At 49.0% G+C, this 19,248-nt stretch carries 16 protein-coding genes and 1 tRNA gene; 10 read left to right on the forward strand and 7 right to left on the reverse strand.

The genetic code is table 11. The features are described from left to right. Positions 1 to 472: 472 nt before the first annotated feature. From HXT56_RS00685 to HXT56_RS00695, 3 genes are all read right to left on the reverse strand, one after another. Complete coding sequence (locus tag HXT56_RS00685; protein ID WP_421778173.1) at positions 473 to 1,156, reverse strand: DUF4125 family protein; 684 nt, start codon at positions 1,154 to 1,156, stop codon at positions 473 to 475. Next, a complete protein-coding gene (locus tag HXT56_RS00690; RefSeq protein ID WP_421778174.1) occupies positions 1,153 to 3,237 on the reverse strand; it encodes a DUF4037 domain-containing protein in 2,085 nt (694 codons plus the stop codon). The genes HXT56_RS00685 and HXT56_RS00690 overlap by 4 nt, the downstream gene beginning before the upstream one ends. A 221-nt stretch (positions 3,238 to 3,458) precedes the next feature. Beyond that, positions 3,459 to 3,532, reverse strand: a tRNA-Pro gene (locus HXT56_RS00695). Positions 3,533 to 4,069: 537 nt separating this feature from the next. Between HXT56_RS00695 and lysS the strand changes: the two genes are divergently transcribed. Further along, positions 4,070 to 5,722, forward strand: coding sequence for a lysine--tRNA ligase (gene lysS / locus HXT56_RS00700; protein WP_421778513.1), 1,653 nt, complete (start codon positions 4,070 to 4,072; stop codon positions 5,720 to 5,722). 125 nt (positions 5,723 to 5,847) lie between these two features. Further along, positions 5,848 to 6,588 (forward strand): phosphoglyceromutase, encoded by a 741-nt coding sequence (locus tag HXT56_RS00705; protein WP_116712089.1) that lies wholly within the window; start codon positions 5,848 to 5,850, stop codon positions 6,586 to 6,588. Positions 6,589 to 6,744: 156 nt separating this feature from the next. Here HXT56_RS00705 and phoU read toward each other — a convergent pair whose 3' ends face one another. Continuing rightward, on the reverse strand, positions 6,745 to 7,425 hold the full coding sequence (gene phoU, locus HXT56_RS00710) for a phosphate signaling complex protein PhoU (protein WP_421778175.1): 681 nt from the start codon (positions 7,423 to 7,425) through the stop codon (positions 6,745 to 6,747). 375 nt (positions 7,426 to 7,800) lie between these two features. Here phoU and HXT56_RS00715 point away from each other — a divergent pair, with 375 nt between their 5' ends. Further along, positions 7,801 to 9,165, forward strand: coding sequence for a sensor histidine kinase (locus tag HXT56_RS00715; protein WP_421778176.1), 1,365 nt, complete (start codon positions 7,801 to 7,803; stop codon positions 9,163 to 9,165). Position 9,166: 1 nt separating this feature from the next. On the opposite strand, the gene HXT56_RS00720 is transcribed toward HXT56_RS00715, so the two are convergent. Beyond that, positions 9,167 to 9,421: a DUF2530 domain-containing protein gene (locus HXT56_RS00720; RefSeq protein ID WP_250310108.1), complete on the reverse strand. Its 255-nt coding sequence runs from the start codon at positions 9,419 to 9,421 to the stop codon at positions 9,167 to 9,169. A 190-nt stretch (positions 9,422 to 9,611) separates the two neighbouring features. Between HXT56_RS00720 and HXT56_RS00725 the strand changes: the two genes are divergently transcribed. The 3 genes from HXT56_RS00725 to HXT56_RS00735 all read left to right on the forward strand — a co-directional run bounded on the left by HXT56_RS00725 (position 9,612) and on the right by HXT56_RS00735 (position 12,795). After that, entirely contained in the window at positions 9,612 to 10,685 is a 1,074-nt protein-coding gene (locus HXT56_RS00725) for a CHAP domain-containing protein (protein ID WP_421778177.1), read from the forward strand. Between the two features lie 172 nt (positions 10,686 to 10,857). Beyond that, positions 10,858 to 11,577 carry a C40 family peptidase gene (locus tag HXT56_RS00730; RefSeq protein WP_421778514.1) on the forward strand — a complete coding sequence of 240 codons (720 nt, stop codon included), beginning with the start codon at positions 10,858 to 10,860 and terminating at the stop codon, positions 11,575 to 11,577. A 192-nt stretch (positions 11,578 to 11,769) separates the two neighbouring features. Then, positions 11,770 to 12,795 (forward strand): universal stress protein, encoded by a 1,026-nt coding sequence (locus HXT56_RS00735; RefSeq protein WP_116712092.1) that lies wholly within the window; start codon positions 11,770 to 11,772, stop codon positions 12,793 to 12,795. 424 nt (positions 12,796 to 13,219) lie between these two features. Here the strand turns inward: HXT56_RS00735 and HXT56_RS00740 are convergent, their stop codons facing one another. Continuing rightward, complete coding sequence (locus HXT56_RS00740; RefSeq protein WP_421778178.1) at positions 13,220 to 14,416, reverse strand: glycosyltransferase; 1,197 nt, start codon at positions 14,414 to 14,416, stop codon at positions 13,220 to 13,222. Positions 14,417 to 14,671: 255 nt separating this feature from the next. Then, complete coding sequence (locus HXT56_RS00745; protein ID WP_421778179.1) at positions 14,672 to 15,091, reverse strand: OsmC family protein; 420 nt, start codon at positions 15,089 to 15,091, stop codon at positions 14,672 to 14,674. Between the two features lie 198 nt (positions 15,092 to 15,289). On the opposite strand from HXT56_RS00745, the gene HXT56_RS00750 reads away from it, so the two are divergent. From HXT56_RS00750 to HXT56_RS00765, 4 genes are all read left to right on the forward strand, one after another. Then, a complete protein-coding gene (locus HXT56_RS00750) occupies positions 15,290 to 16,162 on the forward strand; it encodes a thymidylate synthase (RefSeq protein WP_421778180.1) in 873 nt (290 codons plus the stop codon). Positions 16,163 to 16,245: 83 nt separating this feature from the next. Then, entirely contained in the window at positions 16,246 to 16,899 is a 654-nt protein-coding gene (locus tag HXT56_RS00755; RefSeq protein ID WP_421778181.1) for a dihydrofolate reductase, read from the forward strand. Positions 16,900 to 16,986: 87 nt separating this feature from the next. Continuing rightward, positions 16,987 to 17,538 (forward strand): low molecular weight protein-tyrosine-phosphatase, encoded by a 552-nt coding sequence (locus tag HXT56_RS00760; protein WP_421778182.1) that lies wholly within the window; start codon positions 16,987 to 16,989, stop codon positions 17,536 to 17,538. A gap of 333 nt (positions 17,539 to 17,871) precedes the next feature. Further along, positions 17,872 to 19,239, forward strand: coding sequence for a dipeptidase (locus HXT56_RS00765; RefSeq protein WP_421778183.1), 1,368 nt, complete (start codon positions 17,872 to 17,874; stop codon positions 19,237 to 19,239). Positions 19,240 to 19,248: the final 9 nt, after the last annotated feature.

Raw genomic sequence — 19,248 nt, forward strand, 5'->3', positions numbered from 1 at the left:
TGCAGAAATCGTACTGCGCGAGTGTCTGAAGAACGTAGTCAAGAGACCTTAACGCAGTAACTAATCTGCGTTAGTGTCTCAAAAAAAGCAAAATGGGACACTCGTGCAGCGCTCAGGCAGGTCGTCAGCGCACACCAGTCACAACCACAATCCCAATGGGCTACCACACTAACCTGCCCTGCCTTCGTCAATCGAGACGAAGGCAGACCTCGCTTGCGTTGAAAGCACCCCGTGCTTTCAACTTGAGCAAGCTCGGCGCTCCGAGTTGCCTTCGCGCGCTAAATCGCAGCGCTCAGGCAGGTCGTCAGCGCACACCAGTCACAACCACAATCCCAATGGGCTACCACACTAACCTGCCCTGCCTTCGTCAATCGAGACGAAGGCAGACCTCGCTTGCGTTGAAAGCACCCCGTGCTTTCAACTTGAGCAAGCTCGGCGCTCCGAGTTGCCTTCGCGCGCTAAATCGCAGCGCTCAAGCAGGTCGTCGCGCGCTCTCAGCCGCTTCGAGCGAATCGTAGCCGTACATGCGCACAGTATTAACAATTATCATTTGCGTAAGATTGCGGTTTTCTGCGCGCAAGTTATTTACAAAACGCTGGTATTTTGCGAAAGTTGCGTCAGAATACGTGCTTAATTCGCCTCGCAAATACGTTTCAAAAGACGTATTTTCTGCCGTATCCTTGCTAGTTTTAAGCACGCGCATAGCAAGTCCCAAATGCGGGTAGTGCTCGCGAAAATCCGCAGCCCACTCAACTTGCGTTGAAATAATCTGCTCCTGCGCACTTTTTCTAGGCTCCAAAATCGGCTTAATATAAGGCTTAATCGTGCGCTCAAAAATTTCCGGCGCAGTCGACTCCATCATTCGCGCATATTTTTCCGTAATCAAATTGCGTCCATCGCTATTCGCGCACTCAAGATCCTGCTTATAAGACTCCTGCAAATCAAGCGGCCACGTCAAAAACTGGCTCATGCGCATAATGCGAAAAGTCGGCCAATTTCCTTGACAATTCGCGCGTCCGCCTTCGTTGTGCGTTTGCTGGAACTGGTCCCACTCGAGTTTGGTAATTTCTGTGCCCATTTCTTCCGAAAGATTTTCTGATTTTTGATTTTGCGCTTCCGGATTTTGCGCTTCCGTTGCTGATAAATCGCACATCATAAGCTCCTTAAGCACGCAGCGCGCGAATTAATATGCGCTTCAACGTACGGCCGCTGCCATTCCAAAAAAGTTTCGCTGCAATCGCTTAAGCCCTCGTATTGCAACTCGCGCACAATATCCTCGCAAATGCTGTCAATTATTTGCGTAACTTGCTTTTGCGCAATTCCCGCGCCCTTGCCGCCTTCTCCAAAACTGTCGCCGCCGGAACCATCGCCACCAAAGCACGCAGCGGAAGAAAGTCGCATTAACGACTCGAGTTTTCCACACACTTCTGGAAGTCTGGAAGCCATGCGATTGCTGAGCTTTCGTAACGCTGCAAACTGCCACTTGTAGTACGGCAAGTAGCCTGCAGTTACGGGATTGTTTAGCAGAAAAACGAGGGAAGCGGTTGCGTGCACGAATTCGTTAATAGAAAGCCACGCCGCCGCAGAGTCTTTGCGTGCAAGCATGCGTGGTAAATTGTATTGGCCGGCTTGCGAAATCATGCCAAGTCTTCTGGAGATTAGTGAGATTCGCACGTCGTCCGGCATGAGTTTGAAGCTTTGGCGCGCTTTTGAAAACTCGCCAAGAGGATCCGCGAAAATTTTGCCGTTCGTCGCTGCGGCCAGCGTGCTTTCGTTTAGTGAGAGCCATAAGTGCGGCTCGTTTGCGGCTGGGGCAGTGGGGAAGCCCGTAATATTTTGGAAGAATTCGCTTATGCTGAACACTCCGACTCGCTTGCTACTTTCGCAAGATTTAGCGCGCGGCGTTTCGTTGCGAGAGCCAAAACCGGCGTATTCTTTCGGAAGTGCGTCGTAAGCTGACTGCAAATCCTCGCCAATTTCCGCGTAATCTTCGTCGGTAAGCCACAAGCAGAAGCCCGGTCCAAAATCGTGGTCGCGCGAAATCTCGTCGTCAAAACCGTAGCATTCCGAGCCGTGACCAACTAATCCGGCTGCAATGCGATTTTTGTATTCTGCAAATTTTGGCTGATCAAGTAACGGTTTTCCGTAAGTTTGCCAATACGATTGCGCTAATTGCATGCCGTTTGCTATGCGTTGGCTTGGCGATTGTGGGGTTGGTGATTCGGGAAGTTCTTTAGATACTTCTATAGATTCTTCCGTAACTTTTTCCGTAACTTTTTCCGCTAACTTACGTGTCTGACGCAAATTTTCCGCAGTAATCGCGTAAGATTCGCTATCTTTTCCGTAATACTCAGCAATCAAATCGAGCGCTTTACTGTAACTTTCCGCCGCCTGAGCGTACTCGCCGCGCGCGCACTGCACTTGCGCAAATCCTGCCAAGGCAGAAGCGTAGTGTGGCTGATCCTCATTGTTTCCAGCGACGTACATGCGAACGCTGGTCGAAGCGTGATTAAAAGCGGATTCAAGAACGTCAGTAGTATTCACGGCTGAGTTTTGTGAAAAATCCTGCAGCATCGCAAGCGCAAGATTCGTGTGCGTAGCAGCAATGTCGATGTCGCAATCAGGATCCGTGCTCGTATTTTGCAAAATCTCAAGTGCCTGATTGAGCTCCTCTATTGCTTCACTCGTGCGACCGGTTTCACTGTAAAGCATCGAAAGATTATTGTGAAGCGCTGCGAGCTTGCGATTTTTAGCGCCGAGCGTTGCGGCTGATTCGTTAAGAGCTTGAGTGTAAATTTTTTCGGCTCGATTGTAGTCGTCTGCCGCACGAAGGCTTGTGGCGGCGTTAATTAGCGTGGTTGTGCCGGCTTCGGTGCCGGCTAGGTGCATGGAATCGGCTAGATTTAGAGCGCGATTTATGATTGGCTGATTTTTTGCGTGCTCTCCGCGCGAACGGTAAAAGCCCATGAGTTCGTTGAGAATGGAAAGCTGCAGGGGATTGGTTTCGGCGTTTGCTGCGGATGTTTTGGTTGCTGCAGTTGATGCGGCGGCAAGTTTGGTTTCGTCGGTTGCTGCAACTTTTGCGGCTTCTTGTTGTGACTTTGCATCTGCCGTAATTTCGGAACTTACCTGCGTTTCGGCAAGTTTTCGCAAAAGGTACGATTCAATCGCGTCAGCGCCCGCGTGATTCGCGAACATTTCGTCAAGCTCGCTATAAAATTGCGCAGCGTTCTGCATCAAAGCCCCCTTGCTATTGCGCTCGTCCAATCAATCGACTTTAACTTTACAGCCACGTAAAGAAACTAGCGCTATCTCGCCTAAAAACGACGGTTACTTTACAGCCGTGTGCAGTAAATGTCGGAATCTCGCCTAAAAACGACGGTTACTTTACAGCCGTGTGCAGTAAATGTCGGAATTTGCGGGGGGGGGGGGGGGATTGTGATGCGAGAAATCAAAAGTCGGGCTGGCGGGATTTGAACCCGCGGCCTCTTCGTCCCGAACGAAGCGCGCTACCAAACTGCGCTACAGCCCGATGTTGAATCTGCTGAAAAGGCGTGGATTTAGCCAAGCCAATTGTGTAAGCCAATTGTGTAAGCCAATTACAGCACTCCAACAACGTCGCAATATTAGCGTGAGCTTGCTACAAATTTTCAACGTGTGTCGTTATAAAATAAAATTTCTTAAATCTTTTGTAATGTTTCTAAAAATTTTCTTATTTAACTGTAACTTTTTCACTTTGCTTTTTCTGACTTACTTCTGACTTACTTTTTACCTACTTCCGGCTTACTATACGCAATCAAAAATCCGCAACATTTGCCAAAAAATACCACTTTTCGTAAATAATTTCGTATATTTTCCATAAAATAGTAAAACTTTTCCTTATCAAGCTATTTTCGTATAGAAAACAGAAAAATGTAAATATCTCTGCAAAAACATAGATTTTTACCGTATTAACTTGCAAAACCGCGAGCAAAATTGTGAGAAAAACCGTTTTCAGCGCGCTCATTTAGCGCATATCTGTATTACCTACTGGCTACAATAAGCGTTTATGACTGACACCAATACTGCAATGTCTGCCGCGCAAAATGCCGCAGAAAATGAAGCAACAGATACCGTCAATGAAATTGACACCGTCGAGCATGCCGAAATGCTGCTCGCTCAAGACGAGGCAATTGCCAAGCGTGTAAACGAAGGCGCAACCCTCGACGAAGCTATCGATCCAAGCAATAAAGAATTTGGCCCGCAGGCTCATCCGGAGCAGGTCCAGATGCGCGTTGCTAAGCGCGCGATGATGCTTAAGGAAGGCGTACAGCCTTACCCGGTGCATCTCAACGTTACGGATACTATCGAAAAGGTGCGTGCTGATTTCGACGGTAAGCTTGAAGCTGGCGAGGAAACTGATACCGAGGTTGGTATTGCAGGACGTGTGCTTTTCTTGCGTAATGCAGGCGGCTTGTGCTTCGTTCAGCTTTCGGCTGGCGACGGAACTACGATTCAGGCCATGGTTTCCAAGAAGGAAATTGGTGAAGATTCCATTAAGAATTTCAAGCAAATGGTTGATTTGGGTGACCATTTGTATGTGCGTGGTCGCGTGATTTCGTCTAAGACTGGCGAGCTTTCCGTGTTTGCAACTGAGTGGGCGATTGCAGCTAAGGCCTTGCAGCCACTTCCAGCTTTGCACAAGGAATTAAGCGACGATACTCGTACTCGCAAGCCTTATATTGGTATGATTGCGGACGAGAAGATTCGCGATATGGTTCGTAGGCGTTCGCGCGCTGTAGCTTCGCTTCGTCGCACTTTCGAAACTCACGACTTCCTTGAGGTTGAGACTCCAATGTTGCAGACGGTTCACGGCGGCGCTGCTGCTCGTCCGTTTACCACTCACATGAACGCTTTCGACATTGATCTTTACTTGCGCATTGCTCCAGAACTGTTCTTGAAGCGCTGCTTGGTTGGCGGCATTGACCGCGTGTTTGAAATCAACCGTGATTTCCGCAACGAAGGCGTAGATGCAACTCACGCTCCAGAGTTTACAATGCTCGAGGCTTACCAGGCTTACGGCACTTACGATACGATTGGTGATCTTACTAAGGAGCTGATTCAGAAGGCTGCGGTTGACGCTTTTGGTTCCACTAAGGTGACTTTGCTTAACGGTGAAGAATACGATTTTGGTGGCGAATGGAAGCAGATTACCATGTACGGCTCGCTTTCCGAGGCTTTGGGTGAGGAGATTACGCCGGAAACTTCCGTTGAGCATTTGGGTGCGATTGCGGACAAGCTTGGCGTTGAGCGCGATGACGTGGAGAATCACGGCAAGTTGGTGGAGCACTTGTGGGAGCACTTCTACGAGGATAAGCTTTACGAGCCAACGTTTGTGCGTGACTTCCCAGTGGAGACCAGCCCGCTTGTTAAGGGTCACCGCACGAAGCCTGGAATGGTGGAGAAGTGGGATTTGTACGTGCGTGGCTTTGAGCTTGCGACCGGCTATTCCGAGCTTAACGACCCGGTTGTGCAGCGTGAGCGTTTTGTAGCTCAGGCTAAGGACGCTTTGGCTGGCGACGTTGAGGCAATGGATATTGATGAGGACTTCATTGAGGCTCTCGGCGTTGGTATGCCTCCTGCCGGCGGCATGGGCATGGGTATTGATCGCTTGCTGATTGCTCTTACGGGTGCAACTATTCGCGAGACGATTACCTTCCCACTCGTAAAGCCACTTCGCTAGTTGATAATTTTTAGTAGATAAAGCCGTTGAATGCTATTTAGTGTTCGGCGGCTTTTTCTATTAAATTTTTCGTGTTTGTTTACTTTTATGCAAGTAGTCTTACGAAACGAATAGACTGGGTAGTTATGACATACAAATTAGTATTGCTCCGACATGGTCAGAGCGCATGGAATAAGACCAATCAGTTCACTGGTTGGGTTGATGTACCGCTGACTGAGCAGGGTGTTGAGGAAGCTAAGCATGGTGGCGAGCTTCTTAAAGAGAAGAACGTTCTTCCAGACATCGTGTTCACTTCTTTGCTTCGTCGCGCTATCAACACTGCGAATTACGCGCTTGATGCAGCCGACCGCTTGTGGATTCCAGTTCGTCGCAGCTGGCGTTTGAACGAGCGTCACTATGGCGCTTTGCAAGGTAAGAACAAGTCTGAGATTCGTCAGGAATATGGCGATGAGAAGTTCATGATTTGGCGTCGTTCTTACGCAACTCCGCCTCCTGAGATTGATCCAAACGATGAGTATTCTCAGACTAACGATCCTCGTTACGCAGGCGATCCAGTTCCAGAAACTGAAGCTTTGGCAAACGTTGTGACCCGCGTAACCCCTTACTGGGAGTCGGAGATTATTCCAGAGCTTAAGTCTGGCAAGACTGTAATGATTGCAGCTCACGGCAACAGCTTGCGCGCAATCGTGAAGATGCTCGACGGCTTGAGCGAGGAAGAGATTTCCAAGGTCAATATTCCTACTGCTATTCCGCTGCTTTACGAGTTGGATGAGAATTTCAAGCCAATCAAGCCTCGCGGTGAGTATTTGGATCCAGAAGCTGCCGCTGCCGGTGCTGCCGCTGTTGCTGCTCAGGGCCAGAAGTGAAATTTGACTAGATTAAGTTAGATAAAAAGTAGGTCTGCAATTAATCTTGCGGACCTACTTTTTTATAGTTATTTATTTGAGTAACGTCTTTCGTTATTTTCGTTACTTTCGTTACTTTTAATACTTGCGCTACTTTTGCTACTTAATCCTCGCGAATCAAGCCACAACCGTGTCTTTATCTGGTTCCGGCTTCTTTGACGGGTCAAATCCCGAAACAATGAACAGCACTTGTCTTGCGGCAGCCACGGAATGATCGCCAATGCGTTCAATAAAACGGCTCAGCAGCACAACGTCGATAAGCTGTTTGCGCGTGCCGTGCCACGCTTCGCCTTCAACTAGTTCAAAAATTTTCTCATGTAATGTATCAAGCGTATCGTCGCTGGCAATAATAGTTTCTGCCATGCTGACATCGCGGCGAGAAAGCATGTCGGTTAAGCGTCCAGAAAGTTCGCGCAGGAAGTCAATCATAGCCACAATCGTTTCGCGTGCTTCGTCTGGTATGGCTGAATCTGGCCATGTGCGTCTTGCAATTTGCGCAACGTGGCTTGTTAAATCTCCCATGCGCTCAAAAGTGGCAGCAAGTCGCATGGTTGCCACAACTTCGCGCAGGTCCGTTGCCACTGGGTTTTGGCGTGCTAAAAGGGTGAGGCATTGGTCGATTACGCTTGATTCTAAAGCGTCCAAATTCGCGTCGTTGTCGATAACAGTTTGTGCAGCGTCCAAATCCGCGTTAATTAACGCGTTGCCAGCGTCGTTCATGGCTTTTGCCACAAGTTCAGCCATGCGCTCAATGTTGGTTGCCACGGACTTCATCTCTTCGTTGAAAATTACTCGCATGGTGCATCCTTTCTTTGGTGGTCGCAGACAGCCTTAGCAGACAGCCCTATTTGCAGACGTCATTATCGGCAGACATCCTTATTTATTATAGAGGACGTTCGTAACACCGCGGCATCCCTCTTGCGGTTGCGTTTGCGGTTGCGTTTGGTGATCCCGCTTCTGTTGTGTTTGCTGTTGTGTTTTCTGTTGTGTTTGCTGTTGTGTTTGCTGTTGTGTTTACTGTTGTGTTTTCTGTTGCGTTGCGGTTGTGTTTGCGATTGCGTTTGCGATTGTGTTTGTGATTGCGTTTGCGATTGTGTTTGTGATTGTGTAAAGAAAAAGTCTGAATTTCGCTGAAAAGTTACGAAAACTTGCGAAATATGAGATTATAAGAATATGCCTCAAGATTCTTCAGCAGTGGTGTTTATTGCTTTTGGCGTGTTGGCGCTGTGCGTTGTGTTGGCGCTTGTTGTGTTGATGTCGGATTGGTTGTTGCCGTGCTTGCGTCGTGTGTTGCGCGGCGTTAGCGGCGTTTGTAGCGCGTTGATGCGGAGTTTTGGGGGATTGATTAAGGTTCTTAGATTGCGATCGTTTTTAAAAAGTGCAGATTCTGGTGATGCGTACGATTCTGACGATGCGTACGATTCTGATGTAGATGGTGTTTCTGCCGACGATGTGAGTTCCGATGCTGCGCAAGTTTTGGCTATGCTACAAACGCCTACGATTGTGATTGACACCGACAACGATGTAGTCCGCGCAAGTTCTGAGGCGTATTTGCTTGGCGTAGTTAGTGACGATTCGTTGGCGCAACCGCGCGTTTTGCAGGCGGTAAATAGTGTACGTGCTTCGGGTGGTTTTGAACGTTTTACTATGGTTACTGATACCCCAGAGCGGTACGTAACTATCGGTGAGGAAAGTAGCGATTACTCTTCTTCCGCAACTTCTTCCAACGCAAGTTCCACATATCAAACTACTGTTTCTCGCCCAAATTGGCTTACTGCCACCGTTGGTAGCGTTGGACGCGGCATGGTAGTTGTGGTGATTGAAGATACGAGTGCGTCTCGTCGCTTTGCGCAAACGCGTGACGACTTTATTGCCAACGTTTCTGAGCAGCTTATGAGTTCAACGCGCACAATCACTAATCTTACGAAAGTTCTTCAAAGTGAAAATGTTACTGCGCAAAAAGTTAAGGATATTGCGCGAGTTGCCGGGAAATCTTCCGAACGTCTTGAACATATTATGAAAGATTTAATGTGGTTGTTGCGTGCGCAGTCGCCTATAGATGTAACGCAGGCTGATGTACTTTCGATTGACGATCAGCTTGTCAGGGTACAGCAGCAAGTTGCTTCATTTGCTGCTACGAGTAAGGTTCGCGTGATTGTGAAAACTAATTCGTCACTGCGGGTTCGTGGCGATGCTGAGCAGGTTTGTGCTGCAGTGAGAAAGTTGGTTGAGAATGCGATTGCGTATTCTCCAGCAAATTCTGTAGTCGCCGTGTCTGCAGAACTTTCGTCAGATGGCCAGTATGCGGTGATTCGTGTGGTTGATAGTGGCGTCGGTATTGACGTTCGCGAGCAGCCGCGCGTTTTTGAGCGTTTCTATCGTGCGCATAATCAAAATAATCGTAGTAAAGATGGCGTTGGTTTAGGTCTTGCTATCGCTAAGCATGTGGCACTTACGCATCGTGGCAATATTACTTTGTGGAGCAGGCCGGGGCAGGGCACTACGGTAAGTTTTGCGCTACCGCTTTTGAAGAATTAATTTACTTACCTAAGCGGCGATAGTCCCAACGGTCGAAATGTTCCCAAATTAGCATAAGTACGCCAATAATCATTCCGGACACGCACACGTCTACCGAAAACCACGTTGTTATACGCAATATCGCAAGGAATAACGCAACTATGGTTGCTGCAATCCATATAGCGGTGCCTATAGTAAAAATCTTACGCAAATCCACGCGCAAAGGCTTCGGTGCCTTCTTGCGCACATCGGGGTTAACTATAGGTGCAAATTTCATACTCTTAACCATACAACTGAGTGAAGTCTAACTGTGTAAGAAGCGAAAAAACGCGCGCAAAATCCTTATAGATTGCCTGTAATTGCCCATAATTAGCCGTGTCATCCTAACCACGTTGTAGAGTTGTGCACTGTGAGTGGTGGTGTTTGGCTACCTCTGTCCGTGAAGTTACTGTTAGAAAGTGATTTTTATGAAGCATGCTGCACATGGTGCTCCTAAGGCGAAAAAGGGTAATGATACACTTTTTTCGCTATTTGTAGCACACCGTGGCTCGCATGGAGCTCATGGAGCTCATGCTGCTTCTCGGAATGTGCTTCGGGGCGTGCAGAATAGTCCTGTAGTTGCTGCAAGCAATGGTGCTGTGGTGGAGCTTTCTGATGAGGTGCGCGAACGTTTACAAGCATTAGTTCCTCAGAGTAGACGTGATTTTCGTTTGGCTCGTCTTGCTGGTGAGCGTCGCCGTTTGCTGATGCTTTCGACTTCTTTGGTTGCTTTGGTAGGCACTGTTACGGCAACGATGTCGTTTACGAAAATTAATTCTTCAGATACGCATGCGGCCGAGTTTGTGCCGGAATTTTCTGCTATAGACGATGAACCTTCCATGGTTTCACGTTCTAGCCGGCGTGAATCTTTGGATGCTAACGCTCGTGCTAGGGCTATTATTAACAATGCTGTGGATTCGTTGGAGCATCCTTATGGTAAGCATGCTGCTCCGGTGATGACTCAGCTGCAGCTCGGCACTGCGTCGACTGCTTCTTCTAAGGCAGACTCTTGGAATCTTGGTTCGGACGCAAGCTTTAATATTGCGGAAATGTCTCGTTCTGCGGCTGATAATCCGCAGGTTGCTTTGTTGGTAGACAAGGACGCTGCTTCGTTGCCGAAGGGCTTTAATGCCAATCACGATTCTGGCGATACTGGCAATGCCTACGAGTTTAGCCAGTGCACTTGGTGGGTGTATGTGCGCCGTCACCAGCTCGGTTTGCCGGTTGGTTCAAATTTTGGTAACGGTAGTATGTGGGCTAATTCGGCTCGCGCTATTGGCTATTGGGTTGATCGTACTGCCCGTCACGTAGGAGATATTATTGTTTTCCAGCCGCATCAGGCTGGTGCGGATGCGCGTTATGGTCACGTGGCGATTGTTGAGAAGATTAATCCTGATGGTTCAGTTGAGACTTCCGAGTCTGGTGAGTCTTATCGCGGTCGTACATTCTCTCGTAAGTTTAGTGCTCAACAGCTTTCGCAATATCAGTTTATTCACTACTAAATTTTATTTACTACTAAATTTTATTTGTTAGTAAATTAATTTGTTGCTGCTACGGCTGCCGTTACTGCTGTTGCTGTGTTGTTACTATTGCGGTTACTGTGGTTACTGTTGTTACTACGGTTACTACGCGTGATTACCCAGCATGTAAGCAGCGCATGATATGCTGCAAGAGATGTTGAAACGCGGAAAAATTTCTTCAGTTATTGCATCGGCTGTTATTGCTGTTTCGTTGCTTGCTGCTATGACCCCAATGGCCATGGCGGATTCTTCGCGCGTGTCTACGGAGCAAGCTGTTACTTCCACACGCTCGTTCCCTAAAGTTACGAATGTGCGTCGCGATATTCTCGTCGAATCCACCGCAACTGACGTAGATGCCAGTTCGCACTGGGGTAGCATTGAAAACTTGAATGTTCCGCAAACTCAGACTCCTTCAGAAGCCGCAGCAGATCGTGCGCGTAGGGATTTCGCTGATGCTGCAGCGAACCGTTCTTCAGTCCGCGGCGAACTCACTGGAGCGCCGCTTAGCGTTATAGTTCCTCCTGACGGAAATTCTGCTTCAGCATTGTTGAATTTTGCTAGCCAGTTCTTAGGAAAGGTGCCGTATCGTAGTGGCGGTACAACTCCTGCCGGATGGGATTGCTCTGGCTTTGTACAGTACGTTTTCGCTCATATTGGCGTTGCGTTGCCACGAACTTCCGGAGCGCAGGCTACGGTAGGTACGCTTATTCCAAGCTTGGACCAGGCTCAACCGGGTGACATTATTGCCAATGCAAACCACGCTTCTATTTACGTTGGTAACGGCATGATTATTAACTCTCAGTTTGGCGGCACTCGTTACGATGCAGTGCGTTACATGTTCCGAACTGGTTATTCGATTCGCCGCGTGTTGTAAAAATATAGCTCTCTTAAGAATGTTGCGCTTTAGTGCGTAAGCTTTTGTTATGGCGTGTTATTTATAAAATTGCCGCTAAACAGCCGACAGTCAAACGAAAATTAGGATACAATAGTACGTACGTATTGTGCATGAGTGACGCTGCTGCCACGAATGCCCGTTTTGAGGAGGTTGGTGATGGTCCCTGAAACAATGGTTCCTGAGAAGGCTGTGTTGGTTGGAGTTGACGGCTCTCACGCGAGTTACAAAGCTGTGTGGTGGGCGGCAAATTACGCAAAGCATGCTGGCTTGCAGTTGCAAATAGTGTGCGCTTATTCTTTGCCAAGCTATGCTGCTGTTTCGTTTGATGCTACTTACACCGCTATTGGCGACGATAACGCGGCTCATCACGATGCCCAAGAAATACTTTCTAAAGCTAAAGCGGTTGCACTTGAGCAGGGCGTTGACGCAACTACTTTGATTGTTACAGGCGATCCTTCGTCGGTTTTCGTGGAGCTTTCGCGCAACTATCAACTTATCGTAATCGGTAATCGTGGTAAGGGTGGGCTTGCTGAACGTTTGCTCGGCACTACGAGTTCGTCGCTTCCTGCTTATGCTTACTGCCCGATTGTGGTGGTGCCTTATACTGACGACGACGGCCAGCGTATTCATTTAAACAATACGATTACGCGTGTGGCTGTGGGTTCTGACGAGTCGAAGTGGGGGCTTAAAGCGCTGGAAATTGCTGCGAATTTGGCAGACAGTTGGAATGCTGAGCTCGATGTTATTTCTGCAGTTCCGAGGGTGCAAGGTGCGGAAGGCGACACTGCTGTTATGGGATCGTATATGGAAGATCTTGAGGAGCGTGTGAAGCCGATTTTGAAGGATCTGCCGAATTTGAAGATTCATCGCACGGTTGTGCCTGGTTCCGCTGTAGATGCGTTGACTCAGGCGAGTTTGAACCATGATTTAGTGGTGGTTGGCTCGCGTGGGCGTGGTGGTTTTACCGGTTTGTTGCTGGGTTCGATTAGCCAGGGCTTGTTGCAGCATTCGTCGAGGCCTGTGTACGTGGTTCCGCGTAAGTACGTGGAATTTAGTGCAGCTCAGGTTGCGCAGGCGCAGAAGCAGGTTTCTGAGGCTTCTATTGAGGATATTTCCGGCGTGCATGAGGTTGATGTGCCAAAGGCTGGTGCGGATGCGGCTAAGGAGATTGAGCAGACAATTGATCCGCTGCACTAGAATTCCAGCCGGTCAATGTGCAGTTTGGTTTCTGCGTTAACGTGACGACCTGCTTTCGCGCTGTGATTTAGCTCGGAAGCAGGTCGTTACACAATTTCGGGGAAGTGCGCGAGCTTTGGTGGTTTTTTGGAACATTTGCCGGAGTTTTTTCTCCGGCTTTTGTATTTTTGGTGTTTTAAGAGACCCTAATGCAGTATGCAATCTGCGCCAGTGTCTGAAGATAGGCAGAATGTGACCCTAATGCAGTATGGAATCTGCGCCAGTGTCTGAAGATAGGCAAAATGTGACCCTAATGCAGTACGCAATCTGCGCCAGTGTCTGAAGATAGGCAAAATGTGACCCTAATGCAGTACGCAATCTGCGCCAATGTCTGAAGAATGGGCAGCGCGCGCAATGCTGCGCGGAAGCAAGGTCGTCACGTATGTCAAGATTTCTTCTTAGCGATCTTCTCGTTATTCATTTCGATCGCGCGCTTGTAAATCTTAAGAAGCTCAAGCGCTTGGTTCTTAAAATCGTTATTCTTTGAATACTCAAGCACATTCGCCTTAAGCTGAGCCTGCTCAGCCTCGCTCATATTCAAAACCTTACTGAAAACGGCTTTAAAATCTTCCTTAGTATCCCACTGATAACCGTTCTTGCCGGCAATAATCTGATTCTCATTCGGCGCGTCGTGTTTCACAAGCGCAAACAAGCCGGAAGCCATCGCCTCAAGCATCGACAGCGAATGCATTTCGGAAAGTGAGGCAGTAGTGTAGTAATCCATTGCGTGCAAATACTTTGGAATATCCGTGTGCACAACAGGCCCCAGCAAGCAAATTCTGTCGTCAAAACCGTTGTCTGCCACGCGCTTTCGCAAGTCTTCCAAATCCGGACCGCCGCCAATTACAAACAGCCGCGCTTTTTCCTTTGGAAAATCGCAGTACATAAAGTTATCAATCAGCTCCGCAATATTTTTTTCGGCTCCAATTCTGCCAACGAATACAAACAGCTTAGTCGAATCCGAAACACCATATTTTTCGCGGAAAGCTTTACGGAAGGCGAGTCGCTCAGGCGTTGGCAGGAACTTTTTATATTCCACAGCGTTGCTGAGCACAACCACCTTTTTATCAACTTTCTGACGGTCAATATAAGCCTGCGCTTTAGCAGACATGCTCGTAATAATTGTGGCATTTTTTGAGAATCGCATAAAATATTTCGCCGAAAGGTTGCGCGAAAACTCAGTAAAATGCTTCAAACCAATGTAAAACAGGAACTTATCGTATTCGGTGTGCAGCGTATAAATAACCGGAATATGCTCTTTTTTCGCCACTTCCAAGCCGATTTCGCCAATGCCGAACTCGTTTTGAATATGAATAACGTCCGGCTTAAATTTAAGCGGAAGCTGCTTGCGCATGTGTCCGATTGGAAGTGCCACGCGATATTTGTAAAGCTTTTTTAGTAAGATGCCTGGCACATAAACGACGCCGTCTTCAAGCTTGGTTTTGCGTTGCTTTTCGGAGCCAACCGTGACCACAAGCACTTCGTGCCCAAGCTCCTCGTACATTTTTTTAAGCATATAAGACTGTGTTGCGACGCCATTAATGTAAGGTGGATACGTTTCAGTAAAAATAGCGATTTTCAAAGTTTCCTCCGGTTACGTGCATAGCGTCGATGCTAGCGGATTGCGATAATTGCGCGGGCATCATCCAACGTATTCGTGCAAGTCGCTGCGTTCGCGCGCCTATATGACGTGCGTGAATCGCCTGTGTGACGTGGACGTGTGCGTCTCGCAGAGACCTGTACGAATTACGACAGTGTACTCAATTGTGCCACATGTGGTGAATTTTGAGTAAATTTTACGGTATTTTTTGTCGGTTTTGGTGACGTTGGGTTGATTTTAGTGGCGAATTGTAACGTTGACGCGAACTGCGGCACCTTTTTCAAGCGTGTGTTTTACCGTGCAACCTTTGGAAATATGACGTTCCATGCGATCTTTGAGTGCGTTTGCGTCTTCTTCGCTGAGTGCTGGCTTAACTGAGGTGGCATCAACGGTAACGTCTTCTTGGAAACGCAAGTAGGTGCCTTCTTCTGCATCGTAAGTGCCGTCAACTACCACGCGCGCGCCTTCGCCTTCACCAATTGCGTGTTCGACAGCGTACTGGCTGCTCAATGCGGTGCAACCGGCCAATGCAATCTGCATAAGCTCAACCGGGTTGAACATGCCTTCGCCGTGGCCAAATTTCAAGCTCGCACCGTCGTCGCTGTGTGCTTCCCAAGTGCCATCTTCTCCGCGCTCAACCCACAATCTTCTGGACATTTTTGCTCCTTTGCTGTTGTTCTACTTTAACTATCTTACGCGATTCTTTGCGCTGTAGTGCGTAGGTTTCGACTTTTCCTTTACAACGCTGTAAAGTATTAATCGCTTTTCGGCAAGATTTCGACTTTTCATTTACACGTGCGTAAAGAAATTGTCGCGACAGCCCGTTTCTTACCGAGCAATTGTTACCATTAAAGCATGGCTTTAACAGAAGAAGAACTCGCGGCTATTCGCGCACGTGTACCACAAAAACCGCTTTCCAGCATTCCTACTCCTTATGAGGATTTAGTGCGAAAAATCCTTACGGAAGGCACTCTAAAATCTGATCGCACCGGCACTGGCACAATCTCACTTTTTGGCCAGCAAATCCGCTTCGATATTAGTAAATACTTCCCGCTGATCACCACAAAAACCGTGTTTTTCAAAGGACTTGCGTACGAGTTACTTTGGTTCCTTAAGGGTTCGAGTAACGTGCGTTGGTTGCAGGAAAATGGCGTTCATATTTGGGACGAGTGGGCGGATGAAAACGGCGATTTAGGACCGGTTTACGGCGTTCAATGGAGGAGTTGGCCGGCGCCTACGGCGGAAAATCCAAATCGCACAATCGACCAAATTGCGAACGTTTTGGACCTTATGAAGCATCATCCGGATTCCCGCCGCATGATTGTTAGCGCTTGGAATCCTGCGGAAGTTGAGCGTATGGCGTTGCCGCCTTGCCATTCGCTTTTCCAGTTCTACGTTGCCGACGGCAAGCTTTCGTGCCAGCTTTACCAGCGTTCTTGCGATATGTTCCTCGGCGTGCCGTTTAACATTGCGTCTTACTCGCTTTTGACGATGATGATGGCTCAGCAGGCGGGTCTTGAGCCGGGCGAGTTCGTGTGGACGGGCGGCGATTGCCATATTTACGACAATCACGTTGAGCAGGTGCTTGAGCAGCTTTCGCGCGAGCCATACCCGTATCCGCAGCTTGAAATTCGTAAGGCGGATTCGATTTTTGACTACGATTACAGCGATTTTAAGGTGGTTGATTATAAGCATCATCCGACGATTAAAGCGCCGGTTGCGGTGTGATAATTGCGAAATATTTTGCTTGTTTTCGCTTGATTTGCTTGGTTTTGCTTGATTTTGCATGATTTAGTTTTTAGGTGGAGAAAATGGAAAGTAGCGTAAGTGCGGTGAATAATTTTCCTGTGCGACTGATTTGGGGAGAGGCTTTCGGTTTGGACGGCAAGCCCGGTGCGATGGGCGTGAACGGCGGCATGCCGTGGCGACTTTCCCCGGATTTGCGCTATTTTAAGGCGATGACTATTGGCTGCCCTGTGATTATGGGTCGCGGTACGTGGGATTCGATGCCGCCGAAATTCCGTCCGCTTCCAGGCCGCGAAAATATTGTGGTTACGCATAATCCGGATTTTGTGGCAGATGGAGCGCGTACTTTTACTAGCATTGACGCGGCTTTAGATTATGCGCGCGAATGGCTGGAAAATAGGGAAGCGCTGGAAAGTCAGGAAAGCGTATCTCAAGACTCGCCTCAAGACTCGCCTTTAGACGGCCCCGCAATCTGGGTTATTGGTGGCGCTGCGATTTTGCGAGAAATGCTCGCGAATTATCACGCTGACGCAGCTTACGTAACGCAAATCGACGCAAAAGTTGCGGCAGACACCTTTGCTCCCGACCTTCAATCGCTTGTTGTGGCTGGAAAATGGTGTGTTGCGCGCGAAGGTGAGTGGCAGGAAGCGCCGCTGAAAGTTGGTGGCGAAAGCAATCCTGCAAAATACCGCTTCATGGTATATAAGCCTGCAAAATAAGCTATTAAATCGCGAAATAACTATCGAATTACAAAGTAAACGAGAAATCGCAGAGTAAGCGAGGAATCGCAAAGTAAACGAGGAAAAATGACTGAAGAATCAAGCAAAATCAAGGTCGACGCGCGTCACCCATATACTGTTATGACGGTTTGCACGGGCAATATTTGCCGCTCGCCAATGGCGGAAATTGTGTTGCGCAACGAGTTCCAGTTGAGGGGATTGGGCGACGTCGTTGCCGTGCGTTCCAGCGGCGTTAGCGACGAGGAGTACGGGAATCCAATTGATCGCCGAGCGCAGAAAGAGCTTACGAAACGCGGGTATAGGCTGCCGGTTTCGCATTTTGCGCACCGAATTGAGGCGGATGAGATTGCGGCGACGAACCTGTTTTTGCCGATGACAGCTTCGCATATGCGCTCGCTGTTGCGCTTGCTTCCCGCGGAAAAGCGCGAGCTGGTGCACATGTATCGTGCGTTTGATCCGGCGCTTCCTAAGCCGCAGCCGGGTCGCGAGATGCTGCTCGATTTGGCAGATCCGTGGTATGGTGGCCCGCGCGAGTTTGAGGTTGCGATGGATCAGGTTGAGCAGTGCGCGCCTTACATAGTCGATTGGGTTGTCGCACGCATTGAGAGGGCTGACTAAACTAAGCGTTCCAAATGTGCGCTGACGACCTGCTTGAGCGCAGCATTGCGCGCGCGTTAACCGTGCGAGCGTTCTGGCGTTATTCTGGAACATTTTCGGGAGTTTTTTCCGGCGTTTGTTGTTGTTTTGGTGGTTTTTTGGAACATTTCCCGGAGTTTTTCTCCGGGTTTTGTTGTTGTTTGGCCATTTTGTGGAACATTTGCGGGAGTTTTTTCTCCGGCGTTTGCGAACAAGCTTGCGGATATAGTTGCGGATATAGTTTATAGGTATAAGTTTATAGGTGTAATTTACGGGTGCAAATTACCGTTCTGTTACTTTTACTTGGGAGGATTTATGGCAGGTTTGGCTGTTGAAGACGTGCGCGAGCGTGTGCAGGACGCTTGGAATGACGTAGTTTCCGTGCTGAATAAGAAGATTTCGCTTGCGGCGGTGTCGGCTAAGGGAATTGCCGGCGAGCATATGCAAAAGTCCGCACAATACGTGGCTGGGGTATTGCGTGAGGTTGGTATTGATGCGCGCGTTGAGCAGTCCACGAATCCGGACGGTACTCCGGGGGCTTTTGAAGTGGTCGGCTCTCGCATCGTAAACCCAAGCGCGCCAACGGTTTTGCTGTACGCGCATCACGATGTGCAGCCAGTGCCAGACCCATCCGAATGGGAAACCAACCCGTTTGAAGGTACCGAGCGCGACGGCCGCCTTTACGGACGCGGATCTGCCGACGACGGTGGCGGAATTGCGATTCATTACGGCGCTTTGCGCGCGCTCAGCGACGATTTGCGCGTGAATATTAAGGTATTCATCGAAGGTGAAGAAGAAATGGGCTCACCAAGCTTCATTCCGTTCATCGAGTCTCATAAAGACGAATTTGAATCCGACGTAATTATCGTGGCTGATTCCGGCAATTGGTCTGCCGAAATCCCAAGTCTCACAACGAGTTTGCGCGGAAATACCGACGTGGACGTAAAAGTTAAAGTTCTTGGCCATCAAGTACATTCCGGCCAGTTCGGCGGCCCAATTTTGGACGCTTACACTCTCGCTTCCATGCTTATTGCCTCGCTTTACAACGAGGCTGGCGACTTGGCGGTTCCTGGAATTGAAGCAGAGGAGCCGGTCGGCGGTTTGCAGCGTGACTTGGACGAGGCGCAGGTGCGTGCTGACGCTTCCGTGGTTGATTCGTACAAGCTTGCCGGCACTGGTTCGCTCGCCGCGCGCATGTGGACTAAGCCGAGCCTTACGGTAATCGGCATGGACGCGCACCCAGTTGAGGGCAGTTTTAATGTGATCGCGCACGAAACTAAGTTGCGTCTTTCGCTTCGTACCGCGCCTTCGCAGCGTCCGGAAGAAGCGCAAAAAGCGTTGTGTGACTTTTTGGTATCTCACGCGCCATTTGGTGCGGAAGTTACTGCAGAGCCGATTGATAACGGCATGGGTTGGGCAATGGATCCGGATGCTGTGGCAACGAAGGATGCGCTCGCTTCCATGCGTGATGCTTTCGGCGTGGAGCCGGTGAATAAGGGCGAGGGTGGCTCGATTCCGTTTATTCCGGAGCTTCAGCGCATCTTCCCGAAGGCGCAGGTACTGGTGACGGGTCCGGAAGATCCTAAGTCCAATGCGCACAGCCCTAACGAGTCGATTTCTTTGCCGGGATTGCGCGGAAATATTGTGACGGAAGCGCTTCTTTTGGATCGATTGGGCGAGTAGTTCCGCACA

The sequence above is a fragment of the Gardnerella nova genome (assembly GCF_049244055.1).
GTDB lineage: Bacteria > Actinomycetota > Actinomycetes > Actinomycetales > Bifidobacteriaceae > Bifidobacterium > Bifidobacterium vaginale_H.

Coding starts and splice junctions, on each gene's coding strand:
- HXT56_RS00685 (WP_421778173.1), bottom strand. CDS start 1,156: ATGATGTGCGATTTATCAGCAACGGAAGCGCAAAATCCGGAAGCGCAA.
- HXT56_RS00690 (WP_421778174.1), bottom strand. CDS start 3,237: ATGCAGAACGCTGCGCAATTTTATAGCGAGCTTGACGAAATGTTCGCG.
- lysS (WP_421778513.1), top strand. CDS start 4,070: ATGTCTGCCGCGCAAAATGCCGCAGAAAATGAAGCAACAGATACCGTC.
- HXT56_RS00705 (WP_116712089.1), top strand. CDS start 5,848: ATGACATACAAATTAGTATTGCTCCGACATGGTCAGAGCGCATGGAAT.
- phoU (WP_421778175.1), bottom strand. CDS start 7,425: ATGCGAGTAATTTTCAACGAAGAGATGAAGTCCGTGGCAACCAACATT.
- HXT56_RS00715 (WP_421778176.1), top strand. CDS start 7,801: ATGCCTCAAGATTCTTCAGCAGTGGTGTTTATTGCTTTTGGCGTGTTG.
- HXT56_RS00720 (WP_250310108.1), bottom strand. CDS start 9,421: ATGAAATTTGCACCTATAGTTAACCCCGATGTGCGCAAGAAGGCACCG.
- HXT56_RS00725 (WP_421778177.1), top strand. CDS start 9,612: ATGAAGCATGCTGCACATGGTGCTCCTAAGGCGAAAAAGGGTAATGAT.
- HXT56_RS00730 (WP_421778514.1), top strand. CDS start 10,858: ATGTTGAAACGCGGAAAAATTTCTTCAGTTATTGCATCGGCTGTTATT.
- HXT56_RS00735 (WP_116712092.1), top strand. CDS start 11,770: ATGGTTCCTGAGAAGGCTGTGTTGGTTGGAGTTGACGGCTCTCACGCG.
- HXT56_RS00745 (WP_421778179.1), bottom strand. CDS start 15,091: ATGTCCAGAAGATTGTGGGTTGAGCGCGGAGAAGATGGCACTTGGGAA.
- HXT56_RS00750 (WP_421778180.1), top strand. CDS start 15,290: ATGGCTTTAACAGAAGAAGAACTCGCGGCTATTCGCGCACGTGTACCA.
- HXT56_RS00755 (WP_421778181.1), top strand. CDS start 16,246: ATGGAAAGTAGCGTAAGTGCGGTGAATAATTTTCCTGTGCGACTGATT.
- HXT56_RS00760 (WP_421778182.1), top strand. CDS start 16,987: ATGACTGAAGAATCAAGCAAAATCAAGGTCGACGCGCGTCACCCATAT.
- HXT56_RS00765 (WP_421778183.1), top strand. CDS start 17,872: ATGGCAGGTTTGGCTGTTGAAGACGTGCGCGAGCGTGTGCAGGACGCT.